Consider the following 22,616-nt stretch of genomic DNA (forward strand, 5'->3'; position numbering starts at 1 on the left):
ACGAGGACCATGAATGAACCCCATAGCCCAACCGAGCGCCCTCACTTCTTTCTCTCCTAGTATCAAGGGAGCGGTAGAAATATTGAATCAGGGTCTAGAGTTTTTGTTAGCGATATCTGACAGCGACTATCTGACACGAGCAAAGCCGCACGTCACAAGCTCTATTGGTGAGCATACTCGTCACACGCTCGATCTTTTTCACGCTTTAATTTTAAAAGAGAATGCGACCGTTGATTACAACACTCGCCGTCGTGGTCATCCCGTCGAATACGACCGCTCAATTGCAGTAAAAGAGATCCATTATGTGATCAACTGGCTTGAACGATTAGACCGCAGAGATCTCGAAGCGCCTATCATGATCCAAACCGAAGTTTCAATGGATACACAAGTATTCGCCAGCCTGCCTTCTACGTTAGAAAGAGAGGTCACCTTTGCTGCTCTGCATGCCAATCATCACTATGCGATGATCAAGGTGATCACGACCTTTCTTGATGTCGAAACATGCAATACCTTTGGTTATGCCCCAACCACCAGCAGCTATCTGAGGGAGCAATAATCATGTGTTCAGTATCTTGGCTGCTTGAAGAAAATGGTTATCAGGTCTTTTTTAACCGTGACGAACAAAAAACGCGAGCACTAGCAATGCCGCCTAAACAGTATCGAGTCAACGGTGTCGATATCATCATGCCACTCGACCCAACTGGCGGTGGTAGCTGGATCAGTATCAATGAGTTCGGGCTTTCACTATGCCTACTCAATAACTATCAAGGCATAGTCCCTGTTGGACCTTTAGTCAGCCGTGGTTTGCTACTCAAGAACCTATCATCGAGTCGTAACATCAGTCAGCTCTCTGAAGCATTTCATCAGCTCGACCTGCACTCTTTTGCCCCGTTTACCTTGTTGGCTTTTGCGCCGAGCTTAACTCAACACCATGGTTTAGTTATCGCCTATATGTGGGATGGCATTCAACAAAAAATAGTCGAAACCGACTCTCCGCTGTTCTCATCCGGTGTTGATTTAGAGCGAGTACAAGCCTACCGACAAGCAAAATACGATCAGCTTATGACAACAGGAAAGAATCAGCAGAACTTACTTCAATTTCACTCTCACCATCATAGCGAACAGCCTCATTTAGCGACCTGTATGCATCGTGAAGACGCACATACGGTGAGCTTTACACACTTACGTAATCTACATGGCCAAGCCTCGATGTTTTATGCACCCGGCTCGCCTTGTGAACCCATTAAGCCATGCCAGATAAATCAACAGCGCTTTACCTTCGATTTATCACCCGTAATCAATCTATAGGAGTCCATCATGAGAAAACTATTAACCATGGTCATGCTACTTGTTAGCCCATACGTATTTGCCGCCGATGAAATCTACACAGGGTTCTTTAGCAGTAAGGCGCTCGATGGCTACGATACTGTGGCTTATTTCACTTCAGGTAAGCCCATTGAAGGCAGTAAAAAATTCAGCACCGAGTACAAAGGCGCGGACTGGTATTTCTCTTCTGAAAAGAATCTGACTTTATTTGTTAATAATCCTGAAAAATATGCCCCTCAATATGGGGGTTATTGCGCTTGGGCTGTTTCAGCAAAAAGTGATTTTGCACCCGGTGACCCGAATCAATGGACGATTGTTGATAACAAGCTTTACCTCAACTACGACCAAGAGATTAAACAGCGTTGGGAACAAGACCGAGCACAACATATTCAAAAAGCCGACACCGTTTGGCCGCAACTGATCAAATAAGGGAATAACCATGACATTCACTCCAGCTAAACATATTCCTGCGGCATTTATCGCTTTCGTATTTGTTCAGTCGCTGTTTTTTAAGTTCACAGGCTCATACGAGACTGAGCATATCTTTGGCACCTTGGCGACATGGTCTGGCTTAAGTTGGTTCGGTTCATTTGGCGGCTACTTGATTGGGTTCGCTGAATTGATTGCGGCCATTTTGTTGTTTACTCGTTGGCATGGTCTGGGTGCCATCATGAGTGTGGGGATTATGAGTGGCGCGATATTTTTCCATCTGTTTACGCCGCTCGGTATTCAAATGCCTGAGTTTAACGCTGCGGGTGAAATTGTCGGTTATGACGGCGGATTACTGTTTGGCATGGCATGCCTAGTATGGCTTTGCGGTGCATTTTTAAGTGTAAAAGATTTCAAGAATCAAGACGGTTTCCTAAACAACTTTAGTCAATAAGGTAGCTTCATTATGATTGATAGTCCTTTTCGTTTACCACGTTACACGCCTTTTGGTTTAGGTGAGTCTGTTGTCGAGTGGGCAACTGGGCTATCTAAGCTAGATAAGCTCTATCAAGATAGACCTGATGAGTTATCTAGCTTTGAATTCATGCATCACACCTTGTCAGCATTGAATATCGACTATTCCGTTTCAGCAGGCGCCACTGATAATATTCCCGAACAAGGGCCAGTAGTCATTGTGGCTAACCACCCACTTGGTGCGATTGAAGGCGTGATCCTTGCTGATCTCGTAGGATCGGTAAGAAAGGATGTGAAGGTGTTGGCCAATGAGTTGCTCAAGCGACTGCCTGAACTGGATGATCTGTTTATTGGGGTCGATGTCTTTAACAGTAAAGAATCGAAACGCACCAATGCTAAAGCTATTCGAGATGCCAATCGTCATTTAGCAGACGGTGGACTCTTGATTGTGTTCCCTGCTGGCGAAGTATCGAGTTACCGTAAAGGGGCCAAGACACTAACAGACATCGAGTGGAGCAAATCAGTCGCAAAGTTTGTTAAGCGTCACCAAGCCACCACGGTGCCTATCTTTATCAATGGCAAGAACAGTGAGCTTTTCTACCAAGCGGGCCGTGTTCACCCACTACTGAGAACGGCTTTACTTGGCCGTGAACTTCTTAATAAACAGGCGACGACTATCTCTATCTCGATTGGCTCTTCGATTCCGTATTCAGAGATCAAATCGTTTGAAAAAGAGATGGATATCGTCAACTACCTACGACTCAATACCTACCTAATGAGTCAACAAGATAGCCCGAATACGCCAATCCACGCGCCCTCTTTTGACACCCAAGTGATTGCGCCTATTCCACCAGAAGTGTTGGCAATAGAGGTCGGTTCTCTTCCTGAAGAGATGAAGTTACTTGAGCAAGGGGACTTCGAAGTCTACTGTACGCCAAGCCAATCTATTCCTAACTTAATGCGCGAAATTGGTCGAGTTAGAGAAGAGAGTTTCCGAGAAGTCGGAGAAGGCAGCGGGCTTGCCTGTGATTTAGATGAGTATGACCTTTACTACCACCAACTGTTTGTTTGGAATAAAACCAAGGCTGAATTAGTGGGTGCATACCGGCTTGGTATGGTCGACAAGCTCATCGCAGATCACGGGCTTGATAAGCTCTACTCTCGTAGCCTGTTTAACTACAATCAAGAATTCATCGATACCTTAGACAACAGTATCGAGCTTGGGCGTTCTGTAGTGAGCAAGCCTTATCAGAAGAGCCTTAACTCGCTATTACTATTGTGGAAAGGTATCGCGGCCTTCGTGTATCGTCATCCTCAATACACTCACCTATTCGGCCCAGTCAGTATCAGTAATGATTACAGCCACAATGCGCGTCTGTTGATTGCGACTACCCTATCCATACACCATTACGATGAACAAAAGGCGAACCTGGTTTCTCCTTCTTCACCACTCAATACCAATAATAATGTGTTCTGGCAGAATCACCTGCTATCGTCATTGGCGAGTGTCCCTCTGCTTTCTAAAGTGTTGGCTCGTATGGAGCAAGGGAAAGGCCTACCGGTACTGCTACGCCAATACTTAGGGATGAACGGTAAACTTGTGTGCTTTAACGTCGATCCATCGTTTAATGATGCCTTGGATGGCTTGATTGTGGTTAATCTTAAGAAAGTACCATTGAAAACCCTAGGCAAATACATGGGCAGAGACCTCGCTCAAGATTATCTAGAGCAACACAGTCGACGCTGATTTAGCCTGCTCTGTACCTCTCCCCAAATAAGTGCGATGATTTCGGCACTTATTTGGGTTAGGTTATTTTCATGCACACCTCTTTTATCGAACAACTACAAAGCTTTGACTTCTCTGAGAGTCAGATTGAATTTCTATTAGCTGTCGCGAAACCACTTGAGCTGCCGACCCGACACATCCTGATCAATCAAGGTGAGATGGCGAGTTCGATCTACTTTGTACTTGAAGGCTTGTGCCACGCTTGTTATCTCACTAATGACGGTAAGCAATACAGCAAAGAATTCTACTGGGAACAAGACTGGATCATCGGCTTTGAGAGTCTGATAAAAAGCCAAGCGTCCCCTTACCTGTTAGAAACACTCACACCCATCACAATGTTAGAACTGCCAATGAATGCGGTTATCGAGTGGCGCGCATCAAACAACCCTTTGTATTTAAAGTTATTAGAAACTCAGCTGATGCATAAGGAAAACAAAGAACGCTTTATGCTGCTCTATACTCCCGAGCAACGCTACCAACTGTTCTGCGAACATTACCCCGACCTTGAACAGCGCTTGAACGACAATCAAATTGCGGCTTACCTCGGTATAACCGCGATCAGCCTGAGCAGAATCAAAGGTCGAATTAACAATAGTTAATGCCAACAATCATCGCACATAGTACATTCAGAGCATCGATAATCTCTGGATGTAAACATGATCACTTGGCACTCAATTCCCTTCTCTGAACTTTCAACACAACAGCTTTATCAACTAATTAAATTACGAGTCGATGTGTTCGTTGTTGAGCAAAATTGCCCTTATCCAGAGCTCGATGGTAAAGATACACTCTCAGGTGTTGAACACTTGCTTGGCTATGCTGATGCAGAGCTAGTGGCGTGTGCCCGTTTGTTACCACCAGGTACGTCTTACGACAATACCAGCATCGGCCGAGTGGCGACCAAGCAATCAGCAAGAGGTGATGGCTTGGGTCATCAATTGATAAAAGAAGCGTTAACACGCTGTGAGGCTCTTTGGCCGAGCAAGACCATCGATATTGGCGCGCAACAACACCTAGAAAACTTCTATGCGAGCCACGGGTTCGAAACTATCTCTAAGATGTATCTGGAAGACGATATTCCGCATGTAGACATGAGATTAGAAAAGTAATGACGAATATCACTGTCGGTATTCTATTGTTGGTTGCAGGTAACTTGTTTGCCTCGCTTTCCGACGTAGCGGTAAAACTGTTGAATGGCGAAGTACCGCCTCTTCAGTATATTTTTTTCCGACAGTTGATATCTCTGCTAATCATCACCCCTTTGTGGCTACAACAGAAAAAAGAACAACGACGCTTACAACAAGCTAAAGTGACCTTTATTCGAGGACAACTGATCCTAATCGGCAGCGGATGTATGGTCGTCGCGATCACCCACCTTTCTTTGGCTACCGCAAACGCTGTATTTTATGTCGCACCCCTGTTGATGCTGCCTTTATCGATGTTTCTGCTCAAAGAGCAACCGGCACTTAGCAAGGTTATCGCCACCACTATCGGTTTTATTGGTGCATTGATTGTCTTAAGGCCATCACAATTTCATTGGGCAGCACTGTTTGCTTTGGGTACAGCACTCACCCTCGCACTATTCAATGTATTGGTAAGAAAGCTTCCTAGTGAGCAAACGGTGGTCACTACGCTGTGGTGGACAACCTTATTCTCTATTCCAGCCTCATTAGTACTGTGCTTTTTATACTGGCAACCGGTCTCAGTGGAGCATTTGGGATACATAGCATTAAGTGCGACGCTAATTTTAAGCTACAACGGACTGGCGGTCGCTGCCTACCAAAAAGCACACTCTAGTCAAATTGCCTTGGCTGAATACTCAGGCTTAGTGTTTGTCGCCATAATAGGCGCGATATGGTTTGATGAGATTCCAGATACGTTAACCTTTATCGGAATTATGCTCATCATCTTACCGCTTGCACCTTTCAAGCGACCAAAAAAAAGAGCTAATCATTAGCTCTTTTCTATCGACTATCTGTATCTGACAAAACGCTTAAACGCAGGCTCAGAATTGAGCTACTTACTACGGCCAAAGCCACCGTCTGACAATCGGAAAAACATCACCGAAGTGTTGCCTTTTTCTAGCTGAAGAATGTCTAGTTTCCCGGTCTCGGCGAGTTTGAATCGAACTAGCTGGCCTTTACGAATCTGACTAAGTGGTTTGTCTGGCCCTTCAATACGCACTAGCGCGTTCAAGTCAGACAACGGTAAGTCGTTATTTCGAAAAACCTGCGCTAACGTATCCCCTTGCTTTACAAGATACTCCTGCCAGTTGTTATTACTCGGTTCTGATGAACTGCTCTTGGCATTTTGCTGTTCGCTTAAGCCAACGGTGTTTATCTCAAGCTCAACGCGCGATGTTGCTGGGGCTGCGTCTACTTTAGGTTCTGGTAGCGGCACAAAAAGTAAGATCAATACGATCGGCGAAATCACCATCAATAATCTCTGGTGTAATTTCGGCAATGATTCCCAGGCCTGCACGGTTGAGGTTTTTATTTTCTTGATATCGATCGAGCTTAATTTCTCTTTGACCTGATTCAGTCGATCCTTGAACTCTGCTAAGTGGTCTACTTTCTGTTTTTTCTTTTGACGACGATTCATGCCACTGCGTCCTATACATTGAATAACTACAGTATAAAAACCAAAGTACCAACAGTATAGATCTTTCCGCTACAACAGAGACCAAAGCAAGAAAATTGACATAGCTGTGATTTGGACACGTTAAAGCGTAAGTGATCAGGGGCTAGCCGTTTATTCAGGCTGCTAATACTGGTATTCTTACCCTTTTCGTACTGACAAAAAGAGTGACTTTTCATGTCTGAAGTAAAATTTGAAACTGTAGAGCAAAAAGCTAGCTACGGTATCGGTCTACAAATGGGCCAACAACTTGCTGGTTCTGGTCTTGAAGGCCTAAACGTTGACGCAATCGCTGCTGGTATCGCAACAGCTCTAGTTGGTGACATGCCAGCTATCGAAGTTGACGAAATCAACAACGCACTACAAGAGCTACACACTCGTGGTGAAGCAGCACGTCAAGAACTAGCTAAAGCAGCAGCTGCTGACGGCGAAGCTTTCCTAACTGACAACGCTCTTCGTTCAGAAGTAACAGTTCTTGAGTCTGGTCTTCAGTACGAAGTACTAACTGAAGGTACTGGCGAAATCCCTACTGCAGACAAGCAAGTACGTGTTCACTACCACGGTGAACTAACTGACGGTACTGTTTTCGACAGTTCTGTATCTCGCGGTCAACCTGCTGAATTCCCAGTAACTGGCGTAATTCAAGGTTGGGTACAAGCTCTACAAATGATGCCTGTTGGCTCTAAGTGGAAGCTATACATCCCTCAAGATCTAGCATACGGTGAGCGTGGCGCAGGTGCTGCAATTCCACCATTTGCAGCTCTAGTGTTTGAAGTAGAACTTCTAGCTATCCTTTAATTTTTATAAAAACCTTTAGTAAAACAAAATACTATAGGCAAATAAAATTAAAATAACCCAACGGCGATGTGACTACATCGCCGTTTTTCGTTTATAGTGAATAGGTCGATTACTTTATTACTTAAGGAAGAATAATGAAGAAAATACTCATCACTATGCTCAGCAGCCTTGCTGTAGTCTCTTGCGCTAGCACTAGCGACTCTGAACAAACCGGTTCAACATCAGATACCAACTATTCCCAACTATCGCAAACTGCCCTGATGGCAGCAGTGAATATGTGGTCTCAACAAAACGAAACAACACCACTTGCTGATACCGTTGCTGATCAAGCATCTGTTACCAGCGATCAAGCAATTGGCGGTATCGGTTCAATGTTGGCGCTTGCACAAAATTCACTTGGCTCAGCAGACAATAAAGAACTCGCATCACTCATTCCTGGAATGTCTTCACTTGAATCGACTGGCTTATCATCAGTTCTAAGCTCACAAGGTGCTGTTGAAAGTGCGTTTGCTGGGTTAGGTATGGATTCGTCAATGGTTACGACATTTGCACCAATCATTCTTCAGGCACTTCAATCACAAGGTGCAACGAGTGGCCTTATGGATTCACTTGCCGCTATTTGGCAGTAGGCCATCGCGATTAGCGACTAGTTGAAGAATATTGTAAGGGCACTTCGGTGCTCTTTTTTGTGCGTGGAAGAAAAGATATTTGAGAGACGAGATACGAGATACGAGATACGAGATACGAGATACGAGATACGAGATACGAGATACGAGATACGAGATACGAGATACGAGATACGAGATACGAGATATTTTTAAAAAATAGAGCAGAGCAGGCAAGTAAAAATGCCAAACATCGTGGTGCAATTTTTCAATTCGATAGAAACAAAAAAAGCCGAGCTAATGCTCGGCTTTTTGTATTAAGAATCTAGTATAGATTACTCAGCAGCTTCTTCAGCAGCTGGGCGGTCTACAAGCTCAATGTAAGCCATTGGAGCTTTATCACCAGTACGGAAACCACATTTAAGAATGCGAGTGTAACCACCTTGGCGAGCCGCGAAACGCGGGCCTAGTTCATTAAATAGTTTTGCCACAACTTCGTTATCACGAGTGCGAGCAAATGCAAGACGACGGTTAGCAACACTGTCTGTCTTAGCTAGGGTAATCAATGGCTCAATTACGCGACGTAGTTCTTTTGCTTTAGGCACGGTAGTTTTAATAACTTCGTGACGAACAAGAGAGCTAGCCATGTTGCTGAACATCGCTTTGCGATGACTGCTGTTGCGGTTGAGTTGACGACCACTTTTACGATGGCGCATGACCTAATCCTTCTAACTTTTCGATTAATCTTCAGCGATTGACGCTGGTGGCCAGTTTTCTAGGCGCATGCCTAGAGAAAGACCACGTGAAGCAAGCACATCTTTAATCTCTGTAAGAGATTTCTTACCAAGGTTTGGCGTTTTAAGTAGCTCAACCTCAGTGCGCTGTACAAGATCACCGATGTAGTGAATCGCTTCTGCTTTCAAACAGTTAGCAGAGCGAACTGTTAGTTCAAGATCGTCTACAGGACGTAGTAGGATAGGATCGAATTCTGGCTTCTCTTCCTTCTCCTCAGGTACACGTACATCACGAAGATCTACGAACGCATCCAGTTGTTCAGCTAAAATAGTAGCTGCACGACGGATTGCTTCCTCAGGTTCTAGAGTACCGTTCGTTTCCATATCGATAACAAGCTTGTCTAAATCAGTACGCTGTTCTACACGTGCCGCTTCTACAGCATAGGCGATTTTATCAACCGGGCTGTAAGTAGCGTCAACTAATAGACGACCGATAGGACGCTCATCTTCTTCAGTATGGATACGAGCTGAAGCTGGAACGTAACCACGACCACGTTCTACTTTGATACGCATAGCGATCTCAGCATTGTCATCCGTTAGGTGACAAATTACGTGCTCAGGGTTAGCGATCTCTACATCACCATCGTGGGTGATGTCACCTGCAACAACAGGGCCTGAGCCTGATTTGTTCAGTGTAATAAACACTTCATCTTTGCCTTCAGCAACGCGTACAGCTAAACCTTTAAGGTTTAGAAGGATTTCCAGGATATCTTCCTGAACGCCTTCTTTAGTGCTGTATTCGTGTAGCACACCTTCAATTTCAACTTCTGTTACGGCACAACCCGGCATAGAAGATAGAAGAATGCGGCGAAGAGCATTACCTAGAGTGTGGCCGAAACCGCGCTCTAATGGCTCAAGAGTTACTTTCGCGTGTGTCGTATTGATCTGTTCAATGTCAACAAGACGCGGCTTAAGAAATTCTGTTACAGAACCCTGCATTGTGTCCTCTCTTTTTTTAACCTTACTTAGAGTAAAGTTCGACGATCAAGTGTTCATTGATGTCAGCTGATAGGTCAGAACGCTCAGGCATACGCTTGAATGTACCTTCCATTTTGCTAGCATCTACTTCAATCCAAGTTGGCTTTTCACGTTGTTCAGCAACTTCTAGAGCCGCTTTAATACGAGATTGCTGTTTAGCTTTCTCGCGGATAGAAACAACGTCGTTAGCCGCTACTTTGAAAGAAGGAACGTTTACAACTTTACCGTTAACTAGAACAGACTTGTGGCTAACTAGTTGACGAGATTCAGCACGAGTAGCGCCAAAGCCCATACGGTAAACTACGTTATCAAGACGACCTTCAAGAAGCTGAAGCAGGTTTGCACCTGTGTTGCCTTTAAGACGTGCAGCTTCTTTGTAGTAGTTGCGGAATTGTTTTTCTAGAACGCCGTAGATACGACGAACTTTTTGCTTCTCACGAAGCTGAACGCCATACTCAGATAGACGACCGCGACGAGCGCCGTGTACACCTGGTGCGTTATCAATTTTACACTTGGTATCGATCGCACGGACACCAGACTTAAGGAATAAGTCAGTACCTTCGCGACGGCTAAGCTTCAGCTTAGGACCCAAATATCTTGCCATGATCTTTCTCCAATATTCCTAGAAACGAAACTTAAACGCGACGTTTCTTAGGTGGACGACAACCGTTATGAGGGATTGGTGTCGCATCAACAATGTTAGTGATACGGAAACCAGCAGCGTTCAGTGCACGAACAGTAGATTCGCGACCTGGACCTGGACCCTTAACCATAACTTCCAAGTTCTTTAGGCCATATTCTTTAGCCATTTCACCACAACGCTCAGCTGCAACTTGTGCTGCGAACGGAGTAGATTTACGAGAACCACGGAAACCTGAACCACCTGCTGTAGCCCATGCAAGAGCGTTGCCTTGGCGGTCAGTGATAGTTACGATTGTGTTGTTGAAAGAAGCATGAATGTGCGCTACGCCATCAGCTACTTGCTTGCGTACGCGCTTACGCGCGCGAGTTGGTTGTTTTGCCATTGTACTCTACCTTATCCGACTATTTCTTGATCGGCTTGCGCGGACCCTTACGGGTGCGAGCGTTGGTTTTAGTACGCTGTCCACGTAGTGGTAGACTGCGACGATGACGAAGACCGCGGTAACAGCCAAGGTCCATAAGACGCTTGATGTTCATCGATACTTCACGACGTAGATCACCTTCTACAGTGTATTTAGCTACACCATCACGCAGTTGATCGATCTGCTCTTCAGTTAGTTCACTGATCTTAGCATCTTCAGCAATACCCACTTCAGCTAGAATAGCTTGAGAGCGAGTTTTACCAATACCGTAGATTGCAGTAAGTGCAATTACAGAATGCTTATGATCAGGAATGTTAATGCCGGCTATACGGGCCATTATTCACTCCTAAGGGGGTTCATAAAAGAATTATCCGCAGCAAAGCCCGTTATGGATACGCTGCGGCATACTACTTCTTTTGCACGCAAAAGGTAGGCCGAGGAATATACTCGACTCTACCTAGTATTTCAAGTAAAAATTTCTGCTGATTAGCCTTGGCGTTGCTTATGCTTTGGCTCACTGCAAATCACGCGAACGACACCGTTACGCTTGATAACTTTACAGTTACGGCAGATTTTTTTAACGGAAGCACGAACTTTCATTGCTAAACTCCGTAAATGGAATCGAAATAATTACTACCGAATTAACGGCCGTAACCTTTCAGATTCGCTTTCTTTAACACAGAATCATACTGTTGTGACATCAGATGAGTCTGTACCTGTGCCATGAAATCCATGATAACAACCACTACGATTAGTAGGGAAGTGCCGCCAAAGTAGAAACGAACGTTCCACGCGACCATCATGAACTCAGGAATCAGACATATAAAAGTAATGTATAGAGCGCCCGCAAGGGTTAGTCTAGTCATCACTTTATCGATATATTTCGCTGTCTGCTCACCTGGGCGGATACCGGGTACGAATGCACCAGACTTCTTCAAGTTATCAGCTGTTTCACGTGGGTTAAACACCAACGCTGTATAGAAGAAACAGAAGAAGATTATAGCTGCTGCATAAAGCATTACATACAACGGTTGACCTGGGCTAAGAGCTAATGACACGTCAGTTAACCAACCGAACGCGCTGCTTTCACCATTTTGACCAAACCACTGCGCTAATGTTCCTGGGAACAAAATAATACTTGATGCAAAAATCGCTGGTATAACACCTGCCATATTAATCTTAAGTGGCAAATGAGAACTTTGTGCTGCAAACACTTTACGACCTTGTTGACGCTTCGCATAGTTAACGACGATACGACGTTGACCACGCTCCATGAAAACCACGAAGTAAATTACAGCAAAAGACAATACCGCGATAAACAACAGAAGAAGCACATGCAATTCACCTTGACGCGCTTGCTCGATTGTTTGACCGATTGCAGAAGGCAATCCAGCAACAATACCTGCAAAAATCAGAATGGAAATACCATTACCGATTCCTCGCTCAGTGATTTGTTCACCTAACCACATCAAAAACATGGTACCAGTTACTAAACTCACGGTAGCAATAAGCGTAAACATGGTTTGGTTGATAACAACCAGATTGTCGACCATGTTTGGTAAGCCTGTTGCGATACCAATAGCTTGGAATGTTGCAAGTACAAGCGTGCCGTAGCGTGTATATTGGCTTATCTTACGACGGCCTGCTTCACCCTCTTTCTTGAGTTCCGCTAACGCTGGATGAACTACAGTTAGCAATTGGACTACGATCGATGCCGAAATGTACGGCATGATACCCAATGCTAATATAGATGCACGCTCAAGAGCACCACCGGAGAACATGTTAAACATTTCTACGATGGTACCTTTTTGCTGATCGAACAAATCGGCAAGTACAGCTGCGTCAATACCAGGGATCGGCACAAAAGAGCCGGCTCGGAATACTAAAAGTGCACCAATTACGAATAATAAGCGCGACTTTAGTTCACTTAAGCCGCTTTGAGCACTACGAAAATCTTTTCCTGGTTTCTTAGCCATCTGTACCTCGTTCCTCGAGATTATTCCTCGATTTTACCGCCTGCAGCTTCGATTGCAGCTTTAGCGCCTTTAGTCACGCGTAGACCTTTAACAGTCACAGCTTTACTTAGGTCACCAGAAAGAACGATCTTAACAAACTCGATGTTCTTAGTGATAACGTTAGCAGCTTTAAGGCTGTTAAGATCAACTACGTCACCTGTTACTTTCGCTAGCTCAGCTAGACGAACTTCAGCAGACACTAGGCTCTTACGAGAAGTGAAACCGAATTTAGGTAGACGTTGTTTTAGAGGCATTTGACCGCCTTCAAAACCTGGACGAACAGAGCCGCCAGAACGTGACTTTTGACCTTTGTGACCGCGGCCACCTGTTTTACCAAGGCCAGAACCGATACCACGACCTACACGCTTCTTAGAAGGTTTAGAGCCAGCAGCCGGTGATAGAGTATTCAAACGCATTCTGATTACTCCTCAATCTTAACCATGTAGTAAACCTTGTTGATCATACCGCGTACGCACGGTGTATCTTCAAGTTCTACTGTATGGTTGATGCGACGAAGACCTAGACCTTTAAGGCACGCTTTGTGCTTAGGTAGGCGACCAATTGAGCTTTTAGTTTGAGTTACTTTAATAGTTGCCATCGTGTTCTTACTCCGAAATAGATTCAACAGTTAGACCACGTTTAGCAGCAACCATTTCTGGTGACTTAACGTCTACTAGAGCACCAATCGTTGCGCGAACAACGTTGATTGGGTTCGTTGAACCGTATGCTTTAGAAAGTACGTTATGTACGCCTGCAACTTCAAGTACGGCACGCATTGCACCACCGGCAATAACACCTGTACCTTCAGCAGCTGGCTGCATGTAAACTTTAGAGCCCGAATGACGACCTTTCACCGGGTGGTGAAGAGTGCCTTCGTTAAGCGCAACAGTAACCATGTTACGACGCGCTTTTTCCATTGCTTTTTGAATCGCAGCAGGTACTTCACGAGCTTTGCCGTAACCGAAACCTACGCGACCATTACCGTCACCAACTACTGTTAGTGCAGTAAAGCTCATGATTCGACCACCTTTAACCGTCTTAGATACACGGTTAACAGCGATCAGCTTTTCTTGCAAATCATTAGCTTGTTGTTGTTCTTTAGCCATCTTCCAACCCTACCTTAGAATTTCAGACCAGCTTCGCGAGCAGAATCTGCTAGCGCCGCTACTCGACCGTGGTATTGGAAACCAGAACGATCAAATGCAACTGTAGCTACGCCTTTTTCAAGAGCGCGCTCAGCAACAGCTTTACCAACTGCTTTAGCTGCATCAACGTTACTAGTGTTCTTAACTTGCTCACGGATCGCTTTTTCTACAGTAGAAGCAGCTGCGATAACCTCAGAGCCGTTTGCCGAGATAACTTGAGCGTAAACATGGCGAGGAGTACGGTGTACTACCAAGCGAGTTGCGCCAAGTTCTGCAATCTTACGACGTGCACGTGTAGCACGACGGATGCGAGATGCTTTCTTATCCATAGTGATACCTTACTTCTTCTTAGCTTCTTTAGTACGCACATTTTCATCTGCGTAACGAACACCTTTACCTTTATAAGGTTCAGGAGCACGGTAAGAACGAATGTCAGCCGCAACTTGACCTACTACTTGCTTATCGCAACCAGTAATAATGATCTCAGTTTGGCTAGGGCACTCAGCTTTAATACCTTCAGGTAGAGCGTGCTCTACTGGGTGAGAAAAGCCTAGTGTTAGACCTACAGAGTTGCCTTTGATAGCAGCACGGTAACCAACACCTTTAAGAGTTAACTTCTTAACGAAGCCCTGAGTAACACCCACAACCATGTTATTAACTAGAGCGCGAGCTGTACCAGCCTGTGCCCATGCGTTAGTAACACCTTCTTTCGGACCGAAAGTTAGGTTGTTTTCTTCCTGTGCAATAACTACGGCGCTGTTAAGAACGCGAGTAAGCTCACCTTTGCTACCTTTTACAGTAACTTCTTGGCCGTTTAGTTTCACCTCTACGCCAGCTGGAATAGCGACAGGTGCTTTAGCAACACGAGACATAATCTACTCCTTAAGCTACGTAACAGATGATTTCACCGCCAAGACCTGCTTTGCGAGCAGCACGGTCAGACATCAGACCCTTGGAAGTAGAAACAACTGCAATACCAAGACCACCCATCACTGTAGGTAAAGAGTCTTTATTTTTATAAACTCTTAAACCAGGACGTGATACGCGCTTGATTTGCTCGATTACAGGTTTAGCTTGGAAGTACTTAAGAGTAACTTCTAGCTCAGGTTTTACTTCGCTGTCAACAGCGAAGTCTACGATGTAACCTTCAGCTTTAAGTAATGCAGCAATTGCAACTTTAAGCTTTGAAGAAGGCATTTTTACAGCAACTTTATTTGCTGCCTGACCGTTACGAACTCGGGTCAGCATATCCGAAATCGGATCTTGCATGCTCATAAGATTTACTCCAAATGATTAAGTGGCAATTACCAGCTAGCCTTACGAAGACCCGGAATCTCGCCTTTCATGCAAGCTTCACGAACCTTAATGCGGCTTAGACCGAATTTACGTAGGTAACCGTGTGGACGACCAGTTTGGTTGCAACGGTTGCGCTGACGTGATGCACTTGAATCACGTGGAAGAGATTGCAGTTTAAGAACCGCATTCCAACGATCTTCTTCAGATGCGTTTACATCGCTAATGATAACTTTTAGCGCAGAACGCTTTTCAGCGAACTTAACTACTAGTTTTGCACGTTTAGCTTCACGTGCTTTCATTGATTGTTTAGCCATAACAGTAACCCTACCCTTACTTACGGAATGGGAAGTTAAAGGCAGCCAGCAGAGCTCGGCCTTCCTCATCGGATCCCGCAGATGTCGTGATAGTAATATCAAGACCGCGGACGCGATCGACTTTATCGTAGTCGATTTCCGGAAAGATGATTTGCTCGCGAACGCCCATGCTGTAGTTACCGCGTCCGTCAAAAGACTTAGCGCTAACACCACGGAAATCACGTACACGTGGAAGTGCGATAGAGATTAAACGCTCTAAAAATTCCCACATGCGCTCACCACGCAAGGTTACTTTACAACCAATTGGGTAGCCTTCACGAATTTTGAAACCAGCTACAGATTTACGCGCTTTCGTGATAAGTGGCTTTTGACCAGAGATCGTTGCCATATCAGATGCTGCGTTTTCTAGCAGTTTCTTATCGTTGATTGCTTCACCAACGCCCATGTTTAGGGTGATTTTCTCAATCCTAGGGACTTGCATGACGCTTGTGTAGCTGAACTCTTTGGTAAGCTCAGCGACTACAGACGACTTGTAGTAATCATGCAGTTTCGCCATAGTAGAACTCCAAATTACTTCTAATTAGTTAGAAACAGTTTCGCCGTTAGATTTGAAGAAACGAACTTTCTTGCCATCTTCGATACGGAAACCGATACGGTCTGCTTTACCAGTAGCCGCGTTAAAGACTGCAACGTTAGAAGCATCAATAGCTGCTTCTTGTTCAACGATGCCACCTTGTTGACCTAGAGCCGGAACCGGCTTTTGGTGTTTTTTAACAAGATTAATGCCTTCAACAACAACTTTACCAGTTGTCAGAACCTTAGTTACTTTACCTTTCTTGCCTTTATCTTTACCAGCAAGAATGATTACTTCGTCGTTACGACGGATTTTAGCTGCCATGTTGCCGCTCCTTACAGAACTTCAGGTGCAAGTGATACAATCTTCATGAATTTCGCGTTACGAAGTTCACGAGTCACAGGACCAAAGATACGTGTGCCGACTGGTTGCTCAGTAGTGTCATTTAACAATACACAAGCATTACTGTCGAAGCGAATGACAGAACCGTCTGGGCGACGAACGCCTTTACGGGTGCGCACTACTACCGCCTTCAGAACATCACCTTTCTTTACTTTACCGCGAGGAATCGCTTCCTTCACTGTAACCTTGATGACGTCACCGATATGTGCATAACGGCGGTGAGAGCCACCCAGAACCTTAATACACATTACCTTGCGCGCGCCAGAGTTATCTGCTGCGTCAAGTGTACTTTGCATCTGGATCATTGTTAGTGCTCCGCTAAATATTAAAACTAGACCCTCTCGGGTCGGGCTGCCTCTTTAAAAGGGACGCGAATTGTACCACCCTTTTTTTAAATTGGGTAGACAAAAAACAAGCGGCTCCAAAAAATAATTTGGAGCCGCTTATAAGTTATAGAATTACAAAGATTAAATCTTCGCTTTTTCTAGAACTTTAACCAATGTCCAAGACTTAGTCTTAGACAGAGGACGACACTCAGCGATTTCAACTTTGTCGCCTAGGCCACAAGTGTTGTCTTCGTCGTGTGCGTGTACTTTAGTCGTGCGTTTGATGAACTTACCGTAAATTGGGTGTTTTACAGTACGCTCAATAGCAACAACGATAGACTTATCCATCTTGTCACTTACTACACGGCCTTGCTGGATGCGGTTAGTTTCGCTCATTATGCGCCTGCCTTTTCAGTCAAAACAGTTTTCACACGTGCGATGTCACGGCGTACAGCTTTTAGAGTATGAGTTTGCTGAAGTTGACCAGTTGCAGCTTGCATGCGCAAGTTGAACTGTTCACGTAGCAAATTCAATAGCTCAGCGTTAAGCTCTTCAACGTTCTTTTCGCGTAGATCTTGTGCTTTCATCACATCACCTGCTTAGTTACAAAAGTAGTTTTAACAGGCAGTTTACGCGCCGCTAGGCGGAACGCTTCACGTGCCAACTCTTCAGGTACGCCATTCATCTCGTACATAACTTTGCCTGGTTGGATTTGAGCAACCCAGTACGCAACTGAACCTTTACCTTTACCTTGACGAACTTCAAGAGGCTTTTCAGTAATTGGTTTGTCTGGGAAAACACGGATCCAGATTTGACCTTGACGCTTAATGTGACGTGTCATAGCACGACGTGCCGCTTCGATTTGACGTGCAGTCAGACGACCACGGCCAACAGCTTTAAGACCGAATTCGCCGAAGCTTACTTCAGTACCTTTAGCTAGACCACGGTTACGACCAGTCATAACCTTGCGGAACTTAGTACGTTTTGGTTGTAGCATCGTTCGACTCCTTACTTACGGCCTTTACGCTGCTTCTTAGGCTTATCGCCTTTTGGCTCTACTGCGTTAGCAGCTGGCATACCGCCTAGAATCTCACCTTTGAAGATCCAAACTTTAATGCCGATCACACCGTATTGAGTGTGAGCCGAAGAAGTTGCGTAATCAATGTCTGCACGTAGAGTGTGTAGAGGCACACGGCCTTCACGGTACCACTCTGAACGTGCGATTTCAGCACCGCCAAGACGGCCGCCTACTTGTACTTTGATGCCTTTAGCGCCTAGACGCATAGCATTTTGTACCGCACGCTTCATTGCACGACGGAACATAACACGACGCTCTAGTTGAGACGCGATGCTATCAGCTACAAGCTGACCATCTAGCTCAGGCTTACGTACTTCAGCGATGTTAATTTGCGCTGGTACACCTGCGATTTTAGCTACAGCTGCGCGTAGCTTCTCTACGTCTTCACCTTTCTTACCGATAACAACGCCAGGACGAGCTGTGTGAATAGTCACACGGATGCTCTTCGCTGGACGCTCGATAACGATACGAGATAATGATGCTTTTTGTAGTTCCTTGGTAAGGAACTGACGTACCTTGAAGTCGCCGTCTAGGTTGTCAGCGAATTCGTTGGTATTAGCAAACCATGTAGCATTCCAAGGCTTGACGATGCCAAGACGAATACCATTAGGATGTACTTTCTGACCCATTGCTTACTCTCCTAGTCTTTAGCGATCTGCTACAACAATAGTGATGTGGCTTGAACGCTTCAAGATACGATCCGCACGGCCTTTAGCACGAGGCATAATACGCTTCATGATAGGGCCCTCATCTACGAAGATTTTAGCGACATTTAGATCGTCGATATCTGCACCTTCGTTATGTTCCGCGTTAGCGATAGCTGACTCAAGAACTTTCTTAACTAAAACAGCAGCTTTTTTGTTGCTGAAAGTTAGAATTTCTAGAGCCTGGTCTACCGACTTACCGCGAATTTGGTCTGCAACTAAGCGAGCTTTCTGTGGAGAAATACGAGCAAAGTTATGTTTAGCTAAAGCTTCCATCATCTACTCCTTATTTCTTCTTAGCTTTCTTATCTGCAGCATGACCGCGATAAGTACGAGTTGGTGCAAATTCGCCTAGTTTGTGACCGATCATTTCTTCGGTAACGAAAACAGGGACGTGCTGACGACCATTATGGACAGCGATGGTCAAACCAATCATTGTTGGGATGATCATTGAGCGACGGGACCAAGTCTTAATAGGCTTTTTGTCTCCGCTTTCCACCGCTTTCTCTACCTTCTTCAGCAAGTGTAGGTCAATAAAAGGACCTTTCTTGAGAGAACGTGGCATGGCGATTCCTCTTTATAAATTATTTAGTGCGACGACGTACGATGTACTTGTCAGTGCGCTTATTCTTACGAGTCTTGAAGCCCTTAGTAGGAACGCCCCAAGGAGATACTGGGTGACGACCACCAGATGTGCGGCCTTCACCACCACCATGTGGGTGATCCACCGGGTTCATTACTACACCACGTACGGTTGGACGTACGCCGCGCCAGCGTGAAGCACCAGCTTTACCAAGTTCACGTAGCATATGCTCAGAGTTACCAACTTCACCGATCGTTGCACGACCTTCAGAAAGTACTTTGCGCATTTCACCAGAACGTAGACGGATAGTTACGTATGCACCATCGCGAGCGATGATTTGAGCATAAGCACCAGCCGAACGAGCTAGTTGTGCACCTTTACCAGGCTTAAGTTCAACACAGTGTACAGTAGAACCTACTGGGATGTTGCGCATCGGCAGAGTGTTACCTGCTTTGATTGCAGCATCTACGCCAGATTGAATCTGGTCGCCTGCGTTAACACCTTTAGGTGCAATGATGTAACGACGCTCACCGTCTGCGTACAGAACTAGAGCGATGTTAGCACTACGGTTTGGATCGTATTCTAGACGCTCAACTTTCGCTGGGATGCCATCTTTAGTACGTTTGAAGTCAATCAGACGGTAATGGTGTTTATGACCACCACCGATGTGACGTACTGTAATACGACCGTTGTTGTTACGACCACCGTTCTTAGAGTTTTTCTCTAAAAGTGGTGCGTATGGCTTACCCTTGTGCAGGTCAGCGTTAACAACTTTAACGACGTGACGACGACCAGGGGAAGTCGGCTTACATTTAACAATAGCCATTTTTACTACTCCTGTTATTCCGCGCCGCCAACGAAGTCAAGATCTTGACCTTCTTTCAAAGTAACGTAGGCTTTCTTAACGTCTGAACGACGGCCTTCACGCATACCTTGACGTTTGGTCTTACCCTTTAATACAAGAGTATTTACAGACTTAACTTCAACTTCAAATAGCTTTTCTACAGCTGCTTTGATCTCTTTCTTAGTTGCATCTTTAGCTACTTTGAAAACGATAGTGTTCGCTTTCTCAGCTGCCATAGTTGCTTTTTCAGAGATGTGCGGAGCACGTAGAACTTTTAAGATACGCTCTTCAGTGATCATGCTAGCATCTCCTCAACTTGCTTAACTGCGTCAGCAGTCATCAGAACCTTGTCGAAAGCGATTAGTGATACTGGATCAACACCAGCAACATCACGTGCATCTACTTTGTATAGGTTACGAGCAGCTAAGAATAGATTTTCATCTACTTCGCCAGTCACAATCAGAACGTCGTTTAGCTCAAGCTCTTTAAGCTTAGCTACAAGTTCTTTTGTTTTTGGTGCTTCTACAGAGAAGTTATCAACAACGATTAAACGCTCTTGACGAATCAACTCAGACAGAATGCTCTTCATAGCACCGCGGTACATTTTTTTGTTTACTTTTTGGCTGTGATCTTGTGGTTTCGCAGCAAAAGTAACACCACCTGTACGCCAGATTGGGCTACGAATTGTACCAGCACGTGCACGGCCAGTACCTTTTTGGCGCCATGGCTTAGCACCGCCGCCTGATACTTCAGAACGAGTCTTTTGAGCACGAGTACCTTGACGAGCACCTGCTGCATATGCAACAACTACTTGGTGTACTAGAGCTTCGTTAAAGTCACGTCCGAAAGTAGTCTCGGAAACAGTTAGTGCATCAGCACCTTTAACCATCAATTCCATTACTTACTCCTAGACGTTATGCTTTAACAGCAGGTTTTACGATCACGTTACCGCCTGTTGAGCCTGGTACTGCACCTTTAATAAGGAGTAGATTGCGCTCAGCGTCAACACGTACGATCTCTAGGTTTTGAGTCGTTACACGCTCAGCTCCCATGTGACCTGCCATTTTCTTGCCTTTAAACACGCGGCCTGGAGTTTGACATTGGCCAATTGAACCCGGTGCGCGGTGAGACAAAGAGTTACCGTGAGTCATATCTTGAGTAGAGAAATTCCAACGCTTGATAGCGCCTTGGAAGCCTTTACCTTTAGATGTACCAGTAACGTCTACTTTTTTAATTTCGTTGAAAAGTTCTACGTTTAGCTCAGCGCCAACTTCAAACTCTTCGCCGTTTTCTAAACGGAATTCCCAAAGACCGCGACCTGCTTCTACACCCGCTTTCGCGAAGTGACCAGCTTCAGGTTTAGTTACACGGTTAGCTTTCTTAGCACCAGTAGTTACTTGGATTGCTGCGTAGCCGTCTGTCTCAAGAGTTTTAACTTGAGAAATACGGTTCGCTTCAACCTCAACAACAGTTACTGGGATAGAAACGCCTTCTTCAGTAAATACGCGGGTCATACCCACTTTACGTCCGACTAGACCAATCATTATTCTTATCTCCCTTAACCTAGGCTGATTTGAACATCAACGCCAGCTGCAAGATCAAGACGCATTAGAGCATCAACAGTTTTATCTGTTGGCTCAACGATGTCGATCAAACGCTTGTGAGTACGAATTTCGTACTGGTCACGTGCATCTTTGTTGACGTGTGGAGAGGTAAGAACAGTGAAACGCTCTTTACGAGTAGGAAGTGGAATAGGACCACGAACCTGTGCGCCAGTACGTTTTGCTGTTTCAACGATTTCCGCAGTTGAAGCATCGATTAGCTTGTAATCAAACGCTTTAAGGCGGATACGAATACGTTGGTTCTGCATGAGACAGAGCTCCAATTATTAAAAATTACACAAACAATATCGCCACTCAAGCTCGAAAGAACGAGAGAATGCCGATTGATTTATGTGAAACCGTAGCATCCAAAATCAGGACGCATTGTCAGTTAACTTTTGAAGTAAACACGAGGTTTACTATTTTTATTAACCGCGAACATAAGCTGAGTATACATTACTAGGTAAGACCTACTCCTCAGTGCTCATTGGTTCACAAACCGGCGTTAGCCAGTGCGATGCATTATACAGATCACGTTTTAGTATGCAAGTAGTGTTGGGAAAATAATCGAAATATATTGAAAAGGAACTTGGGGATATATGGAGTATTGCGCGGGAAAGGAATGTTTCTCTATAAATAATAAAAGGGAAGCCGAAGCTTCCCTTTTTAGATGCGTGCTCTTCTAATGAAGAGTGTGCAAAAATCTAAATGCTATTAAGCGAAGATTTTAGCTACAACACCAGCGCCAACTGTACGGCCACCTTCGCGGATTGCGAAACGTAGACCTTCGTCCATTGCGATTGGAGCGATTAGCTCAACAGTCATTTGAACGTTGTCACCTGG

Annotated in this window: 39 protein-coding genes and 1 pseudogene; 10 read left to right on the forward strand and 30 right to left on the reverse strand. The window is 45.0% G+C overall.

Features of this window, described 5'->3' with window-relative positions; genetic code table 11:
• The first annotated feature begins 13 nt into the window (after positions 1 to 13).
• From AACR09_RS09490 to AACR09_RS09525, 8 genes are all read left to right on the forward strand, one after another.
• The gene (locus AACR09_RS09490) at positions 14 to 556 is read left to right on the forward strand and encodes a hypothetical protein (protein ID WP_017083769.1); all 543 of its coding nucleotides are present in this window, start codon (positions 14 to 16) and stop codon (positions 554 to 556) included.
• 2 nt (positions 557 to 558) lie between these two features.
• Positions 559 to 1,308, forward strand: coding sequence for an NRDE family protein (locus AACR09_RS09495; protein ID WP_193834392.1), 750 nt, complete (start codon positions 559 to 561; stop codon positions 1,306 to 1,308).
• Positions 1,309 to 1,317: 9 nt separating this feature from the next.
• Positions 1,318 to 1,755, forward strand: a complete 438-nt coding sequence (locus AACR09_RS09500; RefSeq protein WP_004735265.1) for a YHS domain-containing (seleno)protein — start codon at positions 1,318 to 1,320, stop codon at positions 1,753 to 1,755.
• Positions 1,756 to 1,765: 10 nt separating this feature from the next.
• Positions 1,766 to 2,209: a hypothetical protein gene (locus AACR09_RS09505; protein WP_004735264.1), complete on the forward strand. Its 444-nt coding sequence runs from the start codon at positions 1,766 to 1,768 to the stop codon at positions 2,207 to 2,209.
• Between the two features lie 12 nt (positions 2,210 to 2,221).
• Entirely contained in the window at positions 2,222 to 3,976 is a 1,755-nt protein-coding gene (locus tag AACR09_RS09510; protein WP_182795699.1) for a lysophospholipid acyltransferase family protein, read from the forward strand.
• Positions 3,977 to 4,047: 71 nt separating this feature from the next.
• Entirely contained in the window at positions 4,048 to 4,614 is a 567-nt protein-coding gene (locus tag AACR09_RS09515) for a Crp/Fnr family transcriptional regulator (RefSeq protein ID WP_193834393.1), read from the forward strand.
• A 57-nt stretch (positions 4,615 to 4,671) separates the two neighbouring features.
• Positions 4,672 to 5,124, forward strand: coding sequence for a GNAT family N-acetyltransferase (locus tag AACR09_RS09520; protein ID WP_193834394.1), 453 nt, complete (start codon positions 4,672 to 4,674; stop codon positions 5,122 to 5,124).
• Positions 5,124 to 5,972: a DMT family transporter gene (locus AACR09_RS09525; protein WP_065606162.1), complete on the forward strand. Its 849-nt coding sequence runs from the start codon at positions 5,124 to 5,126 to the stop codon at positions 5,970 to 5,972. Before AACR09_RS09520 ends, AACR09_RS09525 begins: the two co-directional genes overlap by 1 nt.
• A gap of 59 nt (positions 5,973 to 6,031) precedes the next feature.
• Here AACR09_RS09525 and AACR09_RS09530 read toward each other — a convergent pair whose 3' ends face one another.
• The gene (locus tag AACR09_RS09530; protein WP_065606163.1) at positions 6,032 to 6,616 is read right to left on the reverse strand and encodes a LysM-like peptidoglycan-binding domain-containing protein; all 585 of its coding nucleotides are present in this window, start codon (positions 6,614 to 6,616) and stop codon (positions 6,032 to 6,034) included.
• Positions 6,617 to 6,829: 213 nt separating this feature from the next.
• Between AACR09_RS09530 and AACR09_RS09535 the strand changes: the two genes are divergently transcribed.
• Both AACR09_RS09535 and AACR09_RS09540 read left to right on the forward strand, forming a co-directional pair.
• Positions 6,830 to 7,450 (forward strand): FKBP-type peptidyl-prolyl cis-trans isomerase, encoded by a 621-nt coding sequence (locus tag AACR09_RS09535; RefSeq protein WP_017078817.1) that lies wholly within the window; start codon positions 6,830 to 6,832, stop codon positions 7,448 to 7,450.
• A 134-nt stretch (positions 7,451 to 7,584) separates the two neighbouring features.
• Complete coding sequence (locus tag AACR09_RS09540; protein ID WP_017083776.1) at positions 7,585 to 8,079, forward strand: DUF2780 domain-containing protein; 495 nt, start codon at positions 7,585 to 7,587, stop codon at positions 8,077 to 8,079.
• 311 nt (positions 8,080 to 8,390) lie between these two features.
• Here AACR09_RS09540 and rplQ read toward each other — a convergent pair whose 3' ends face one another.
• The 29 genes and pseudogenes from rplQ to tuf all read right to left on the reverse strand — a co-directional run.
• Positions 8,391 to 8,771: a 50S ribosomal protein L17 gene (rplQ, locus tag AACR09_RS09545; protein ID WP_004729812.1), complete on the reverse strand. Its 381-nt coding sequence runs from the start codon at positions 8,769 to 8,771 to the stop codon at positions 8,391 to 8,393.
• A 24-nt stretch (positions 8,772 to 8,795) separates the two neighbouring features.
• Positions 8,796 to 9,788 (reverse strand): DNA-directed RNA polymerase subunit alpha, encoded by a 993-nt coding sequence (locus AACR09_RS09550; protein WP_004729813.1) that lies wholly within the window; start codon positions 9,786 to 9,788, stop codon positions 8,796 to 8,798.
• A 22-nt stretch (positions 9,789 to 9,810) separates the two neighbouring features.
• Positions 9,811 to 10,431, reverse strand: a complete 621-nt coding sequence (gene rpsD / locus AACR09_RS09555; protein ID WP_004729814.1) for a 30S ribosomal protein S4 — start codon at positions 10,429 to 10,431, stop codon at positions 9,811 to 9,813.
• A 31-nt stretch (positions 10,432 to 10,462) separates the two neighbouring features.
• Positions 10,463 to 10,852 carry a 30S ribosomal protein S11 gene (gene rpsK, locus AACR09_RS09560; protein WP_004738778.1) on the reverse strand — a complete coding sequence of 130 codons (390 nt, stop codon included), beginning with the start codon at positions 10,850 to 10,852 and terminating at the stop codon, positions 10,463 to 10,465.
• Between the two features lie 19 nt (positions 10,853 to 10,871).
• Entirely contained in the window at positions 10,872 to 11,228 is a 357-nt protein-coding gene (gene rpsM, locus AACR09_RS09565) for a 30S ribosomal protein S13 (protein WP_004738779.1), read from the reverse strand.
• Between the two features lie 149 nt (positions 11,229 to 11,377).
• Entirely contained in the window at positions 11,378 to 11,491 is a 114-nt protein-coding gene (rpmJ, locus tag AACR09_RS09570; RefSeq protein WP_000868186.1) for a 50S ribosomal protein L36, read from the reverse strand.
• Between the two features lie 41 nt (positions 11,492 to 11,532).
• The gene (secY, locus tag AACR09_RS09575) at positions 11,533 to 12,867 is read right to left on the reverse strand and encodes a preprotein translocase subunit SecY (RefSeq protein WP_004736759.1); all 1,335 of its coding nucleotides are present in this window, start codon (positions 12,865 to 12,867) and stop codon (positions 11,533 to 11,535) included.
• A gap of 20 nt (positions 12,868 to 12,887) precedes the next feature.
• Positions 12,888 to 13,322: a 50S ribosomal protein L15 gene (gene rplO / locus AACR09_RS09580; protein ID WP_004736758.1), complete on the reverse strand. Its 435-nt coding sequence runs from the start codon at positions 13,320 to 13,322 to the stop codon at positions 12,888 to 12,890.
• A gap of 5 nt (positions 13,323 to 13,327) precedes the next feature.
• Positions 13,328 to 13,504, reverse strand: a complete 177-nt coding sequence (gene rpmD / locus AACR09_RS09585) for a 50S ribosomal protein L30 (RefSeq protein WP_004736756.1) — start codon at positions 13,502 to 13,504, stop codon at positions 13,328 to 13,330.
• A gap of 7 nt (positions 13,505 to 13,511) precedes the next feature.
• Positions 13,512 to 14,012 carry a 30S ribosomal protein S5 gene (gene rpsE / locus AACR09_RS09590; RefSeq protein ID WP_004736754.1) on the reverse strand — a complete coding sequence of 167 codons (501 nt, stop codon included), beginning with the start codon at positions 14,010 to 14,012 and terminating at the stop codon, positions 13,512 to 13,514.
• Positions 14,013 to 14,026: 14 nt separating this feature from the next.
• On the reverse strand, positions 14,027 to 14,380 hold the full coding sequence (gene rplR, locus AACR09_RS09595; protein ID WP_004736752.1) for a 50S ribosomal protein L18: 354 nt from the start codon (positions 14,378 to 14,380) through the stop codon (positions 14,027 to 14,029).
• A gap of 9 nt (positions 14,381 to 14,389) precedes the next feature.
• A complete protein-coding gene (gene rplF, locus AACR09_RS09600) occupies positions 14,390 to 14,923 on the reverse strand; it encodes a 50S ribosomal protein L6 (RefSeq protein ID WP_004736750.1) in 534 nt (177 codons plus the stop codon).
• 10 nt (positions 14,924 to 14,933) lie between these two features.
• Positions 14,934 to 15,326, reverse strand: coding sequence for a 30S ribosomal protein S8 (gene rpsH, locus AACR09_RS09605; protein WP_004736749.1), 393 nt, complete (start codon positions 15,324 to 15,326; stop codon positions 14,934 to 14,936).
• Positions 15,327 to 15,355: 29 nt separating this feature from the next.
• The gene (gene rpsN, locus AACR09_RS09610; RefSeq protein WP_004736747.1) at positions 15,356 to 15,661 is read right to left on the reverse strand and encodes a 30S ribosomal protein S14; all 306 of its coding nucleotides are present in this window, start codon (positions 15,659 to 15,661) and stop codon (positions 15,356 to 15,358) included.
• A gap of 16 nt (positions 15,662 to 15,677) precedes the next feature.
• A complete protein-coding gene (rplE, locus tag AACR09_RS09615; RefSeq protein ID WP_004736744.1) occupies positions 15,678 to 16,217 on the reverse strand; it encodes a 50S ribosomal protein L5 in 540 nt (179 codons plus the stop codon).
• 24 nt (positions 16,218 to 16,241) lie between these two features.
• On the reverse strand, positions 16,242 to 16,559 hold the full coding sequence (gene rplX, locus AACR09_RS09620; RefSeq protein WP_004736742.1) for a 50S ribosomal protein L24: 318 nt from the start codon (positions 16,557 to 16,559) through the stop codon (positions 16,242 to 16,244).
• Positions 16,560 to 16,570: 11 nt separating this feature from the next.
• Positions 16,571 to 16,942: a 50S ribosomal protein L14 gene (gene rplN / locus AACR09_RS09625; RefSeq protein ID WP_004736740.1), complete on the reverse strand. Its 372-nt coding sequence runs from the start codon at positions 16,940 to 16,942 to the stop codon at positions 16,571 to 16,573.
• 162 nt (positions 16,943 to 17,104) lie between these two features.
• On the reverse strand, positions 17,105 to 17,359 hold the full coding sequence (rpsQ, locus tag AACR09_RS09630) for a 30S ribosomal protein S17 (RefSeq protein ID WP_004736739.1): 255 nt from the start codon (positions 17,357 to 17,359) through the stop codon (positions 17,105 to 17,107).
• Positions 17,359 to 17,550 (reverse strand): 50S ribosomal protein L29, encoded by a 192-nt coding sequence (rpmC, locus tag AACR09_RS09635; RefSeq protein WP_004736737.1) that lies wholly within the window; start codon positions 17,548 to 17,550, stop codon positions 17,359 to 17,361. The genes rpsQ and rpmC overlap by 1 nt, the downstream gene beginning before the upstream one ends.
• Positions 17,550 to 17,960, reverse strand: a complete 411-nt coding sequence (rplP, locus tag AACR09_RS09640; RefSeq protein ID WP_004736736.1) for a 50S ribosomal protein L16 — start codon at positions 17,958 to 17,960, stop codon at positions 17,550 to 17,552. Before rplP ends, rpmC begins: the two co-directional genes overlap by 1 nt.
• 11 nt (positions 17,961 to 17,971) lie before the next feature.
• Positions 17,972 to 18,670, reverse strand: a complete 699-nt coding sequence (gene rpsC, locus AACR09_RS09645) for a 30S ribosomal protein S3 (RefSeq protein WP_004736734.1) — start codon at positions 18,668 to 18,670, stop codon at positions 17,972 to 17,974.
• 18 nt (positions 18,671 to 18,688) lie between these two features.
• Positions 18,689 to 19,021, reverse strand: coding sequence for a 50S ribosomal protein L22 (gene rplV / locus AACR09_RS09650; RefSeq protein WP_004736732.1), 333 nt, complete (start codon positions 19,019 to 19,021; stop codon positions 18,689 to 18,691).
• 10 nt (positions 19,022 to 19,031) lie between these two features.
• Positions 19,032 to 19,310 carry a 30S ribosomal protein S19 gene (gene rpsS, locus AACR09_RS09655; protein WP_004736729.1) on the reverse strand — a complete coding sequence of 93 codons (279 nt, stop codon included), beginning with the start codon at positions 19,308 to 19,310 and terminating at the stop codon, positions 19,032 to 19,034.
• A gap of 19 nt (positions 19,311 to 19,329) precedes the next feature.
• On the reverse strand, positions 19,330 to 20,154 hold the full coding sequence (rplB, locus tag AACR09_RS09660; protein WP_017076297.1) for a 50S ribosomal protein L2: 825 nt from the start codon (positions 20,152 to 20,154) through the stop codon (positions 19,330 to 19,332).
• A gap of 14 nt (positions 20,155 to 20,168) precedes the next feature.
• The gene (gene rplW, locus AACR09_RS09665; protein ID WP_004736765.1) at positions 20,169 to 20,471 is read right to left on the reverse strand and encodes a 50S ribosomal protein L23; all 303 of its coding nucleotides are present in this window, start codon (positions 20,469 to 20,471) and stop codon (positions 20,169 to 20,171) included.
• Positions 20,468 to 21,070, reverse strand: coding sequence for a 50S ribosomal protein L4 (gene rplD / locus AACR09_RS09670; RefSeq protein ID WP_004736764.1), 603 nt, complete (start codon positions 21,068 to 21,070; stop codon positions 20,468 to 20,470). The genes rplW and rplD overlap by 4 nt, the downstream gene beginning before the upstream one ends.
• Before the next feature lie 16 nt (positions 21,071 to 21,086).
• The gene (gene rplC, locus AACR09_RS09675) at positions 21,087 to 21,716 is read right to left on the reverse strand and encodes a 50S ribosomal protein L3 (protein ID WP_004736763.1); all 630 of its coding nucleotides are present in this window, start codon (positions 21,714 to 21,716) and stop codon (positions 21,087 to 21,089) included.
• Positions 21,717 to 21,730: 14 nt separating this feature from the next.
• Positions 21,731 to 22,042, reverse strand: a complete 312-nt coding sequence (gene rpsJ / locus AACR09_RS09680; RefSeq protein ID WP_004736761.1) for a 30S ribosomal protein S10 — start codon at positions 22,040 to 22,042, stop codon at positions 21,731 to 21,733.
• Between the two features lie 445 nt (positions 22,043 to 22,487).
• Positions 22,488 to 22,616: pseudogene (gene tuf, locus AACR09_RS09685) on the reverse strand (elongation factor Tu); the annotation flags it as partial.

The organism is Vibrio sp. OPT20, assembly GCF_963889365.1.
Classification (GTDB): domain Bacteria; phylum Pseudomonadota; class Gammaproteobacteria; order Enterobacterales; family Vibrionaceae; genus Vibrio; species Vibrio splendidus.